2 protein-coding genes are annotated in these 3,642 nt (G+C 39.0%); both read right to left on the bottom strand.

Annotated elements, in window-relative coordinates:
• Nucleotides 1-1,038: hypothetical protein (locus VIP81_RS06805; protein ID WP_331957725.1), on the bottom strand; the 1,038-nt coding region annotated here is incomplete at its 3' end.
• A gap of 42 nt (nucleotides 1,039-1,080) precedes the next feature.
• Nucleotides 1,081-3,549 carry an SLBB domain-containing protein gene (locus tag VIP81_RS06800; RefSeq protein WP_331957723.1) on the bottom strand — a complete coding sequence of 823 codons (2,469 nt, stop codon included), beginning with the start codon at nucleotides 3,547-3,549 and terminating at the stop codon, nucleotides 1,081-1,083.
• Nucleotides 3,550-3,642: the final 93 nt, after the last annotated feature.

Genomic DNA, 3,642 nt, shown 5'->3' with positions numbered 1-3,642 from the left:
GGTAATAAGTGCCAATAAGCCTCCTATAAAGCCTCCCACCGCTATACACAAGCTTTTTCTCATTTTTTTCTGCTCAAGGGGAAGTATAGGTGTATCTACGATCTGAATAAGAGGCTTTTCCTGAGCCATAGCAATTTTGCTCATTTCAAGGTTTTTCACGACTTCGGCATACATAGTCTGCAGAACCATCTTGTCGCGTTCCGCAAGCTCTGAGCTTACTCTTGTTACCTGACGGGCCGGATTCATGTTCAGATCGTTTACAGAAGCAGCCGAGTAGGTTTTCCTATTAAGCATTAACTCAATAGAGTCAGCCTGCACCTGAAGTCTGTCAATATTTTCCTTATTACGTTTTGTTTTTGTATCAATGTAGAAGTCAGTAGCCAGGTCAACAAGTTGCTCTGTAAATGATTTAGAGAATATTTCATTTAAAGACGCACATTTCACAGATATGAACGATAACTTCTTGTCTGGCTTTTCGACAGTCAGATTGTTCGTTACTATTTTCGCTTGTAGAATATTTAAAATACTATCCTGTTGACGCGTAAATTTATTCCTTGGCAAATTAACAGGATAATAAAATCCATTCAATGAGGAAATATCTTTCATCCCTTTGTTCATGTCATAAACCTGAATATAAAGGTCTGCTAACGTCTGCTGCTTATTCCCAACATTTACAACTGACAATAATGCTTTCTCTATCATCAGTCTTGACTGGAGAAACTGTAAGATATTATCCCCTGAAAAGATACCACTACTTGCTCCTCCTCCATCCAATCCAAAATCACTCGCAAGTCCCATCAACGAGCCAAGCGGATTTGTTTTACTATCTTCCAGTACAAAAGTTAATTCAGCAATATATTTCTTCTTCAACAGGAGAGAAGCTACTAAACCCACAGCTGCACCGCTAACGCCACAAATCAGTATAATTACCCATTTCCCCAATAAGTGCCTTATACCTTTATTAAAGGTTATAATAATATCTCTTAACGATAATTCATTATCATTACTTCCTTGTATTTGTCTTGTATCTTGTCCCATTTGAGGATTTAGCTTGAAAATTACTAAGCTCGAAAAACTACACTACTTAGTTCTTGTTAAGATTGTTACGATGATCAATGCTATAGAAGCAATACCAGTACTCAACCCAACCAATTCCTGACCAGTTATTCCTTTCTTCTCTCGCTTACTTGGTACATATACTTCCGCACCTGGTTTCACTTTAGGATACTTATTAAAGAAAAATATCTTCCTGGTACTTTTTACGTCGCCATTAGGATAAACAATATAACTACGTCTTTTCAGTGCAGAAGAAGTAAAACCACCGGCACCTCTTATATAATCCCGGAAAGCATAGCTATTATCATAACGAATCTTCTTAGGAAAATAAATCTCGCCCAACAGTTGAACTGTTTGCAATCTCTTAGGAATTTTCAATACATCCCCCTCCTCTAGCAAGATGTCATATTTAGATCCGTGTTTCTTTAAAATATCGGCCAGGTTAATTCCAAGCAACTGATACTTACGTTCCATCATACTTCTAACACTTGCTACACTTGAACTATCTTCCAACTTACTATAAAACAAGCTCAATTTACTATCCAGCAAAGCGCTGTCCGCACTGTTGATATAAGTTTTGCGGAGCAACACGGCTCCTTCGGGAAATGCTTCTGCTTTAAGCCCTCCAGCTCTCGCTATAAGATCAGAAATATGCTCTCCTTTATTGACAATAGTATATTGCCCAGGGTACACAACTTCTCCGTCAACAAGAATATTAGCCTGCTCGCTATAGCCGGGCAACTTACGAATGACTATTTCATCAAAAGGCTCCAACAGGATCTGTTCGTCGGAGATGCTATTTAAGTCAGCACTGATATCAAATTGCTTAATGATAGCCTTTGAACTGTCCTTGTTATTGAAGTCACCTTTTCTAATCCTTCTTGATAATTCTACGTGTTTCACTGACGCAGCATCTTTTAGCCCTCCAGCTAATAAGACAAGATCTTCCAGCCGCATACTGTCTGCGTATGGAAATAAACCTGGCCTGTTCACCTCTCCACCAATCGCTACGGAAAACTGTTGCCTCAAATCACGCTTGGAAAAAACGATGACGCTATCTTCCTTTTTTATTGCGATCACTGATTTTCCATTGATTACATCCTGTACGTTGAAACTGATGATAGCAGGTGTAAAATCTTCTTGCAAACGACGTATAATACCACGATTCAGCGAAGCTTCTTCCCTAACTCCATCCGCCTTTTTAATCAGATCTAAAATGGTCATCCCTTGCTCCAGTCCATAGTTCCCAGGATGAAACACTGCTCCACTGATAGTAACGCGATTACTAAAGCGGTTCAATATAGAGTCTACAAAAAACTGGTCACCTGACTTTAATTTAAAAGTGGCAATTTGATCAGCCATTACATTTATAACTTCTCTTTCTTTATTGTTTATACGATATCCGGTAATATTATCTTTGAAAGAACCATCAGTATATCCACCAGCATAATCAATTATGGATTGGAGTGTTTCATTATCCTTTGCCTCAAAAATTGCCGGACGTTTTACCTCCCCTATCAATTCTACCCTTGTTTTGTATGGGTTTACCTTCACGATATCCTGATCCTGTAAAATAATATTATTGCTCAGATCACCCTTAGTAAGAAAGTCGTACAAATCGAAAGTACTAATCACCTGTCCGTTACGGATTACCTGTATGCTACGAAATGAACCATTGTCATCGGGACCACCGGAAACATATAGTGCGTTTGCTACAGAAGCCAATGAAGGCAGCGTATAAGTACCTGGCCGTTGAATTTCCCCTATCATTAAAACCCGGATGCTACGAATATCTCCCAGTGAAGTTTGTACAAAAGTTTTACCAGTTGATATAGTGGAATAGATAGCAGACAATTGTTTGGTAATTCTCGTTTTTGCCTCTTCCATTGTCAGACCATTAACATAAACAGGCCCCACGTTTGGAATACGGATATATCCTTCTTCCGTTACAGTCAGCTTATACTGCACTTCTGAATATCCATACACATCAATCATTATCTGGTCATTAGCAGCGAGTCTGTAATTAGAAGGTGTTGGGATTCTCAGATTAGGCTCAAATGTGAGATTCTTATTGCTGAACAAGTCTGCACCAAATATTTTCTTCCGTTTAACATCCGATGGATCTGAACCCTGCCGGAAAAGGTCTACCCGACTGGTATCTGAGTCGTTAAATGACCTGCCAGAATACTGATTATCCTGCTGAAAGGTTTCCGAATTTTTTTTCTTGTCCAAAGTTTTATCCAGTCCCATCATCATTATCCTGCTCTTCAGCTTCTCTGCTTCTGCCGGAGGCACCCCCTTCTGTTCTGCATAGGAATCAATATCAGCCATCGTCATATTATTCTGCTTCATTTCAGCAACAATATGTCTGATCTGATCGTCCGATAAATTATCTACGTTTACTTGCCTTATCTGAGCTGGAGACGGAACCTGCGCCATTACACACAAACCTATAAACAGGAACAGTTGGACCAACAATAATTTTCTTAACATGTATAATAGGATCTAAACTTTCTCGAATATCTTTTGGAAACAATCTTACCTGGCGCCGGCCAAATAAGGTGCAAATCTATTAAAAATAACATA

It is taken from the genome of Chitinophaga sp. (genome assembly GCF_036566945.1).
Lineage (GTDB): Bacteria > Bacteroidota > Bacteroidia > Chitinophagales > Chitinophagaceae > Chitinophaga.
Note: the sequence above shows the minus strand (reverse complement) of the source record. Positions and strands in the feature narration are given on the sequence as shown.

What these genes read in the sequence shown, in the direction of transcription:
- VIP81_RS06800 (WP_331957723.1), bottom strand. Translation starts at nt 3,549, where the DNA reads ATGTTAAGAAAATTATTGTTGGTCCAACTGTTCCTGTTTATAGGTTTG.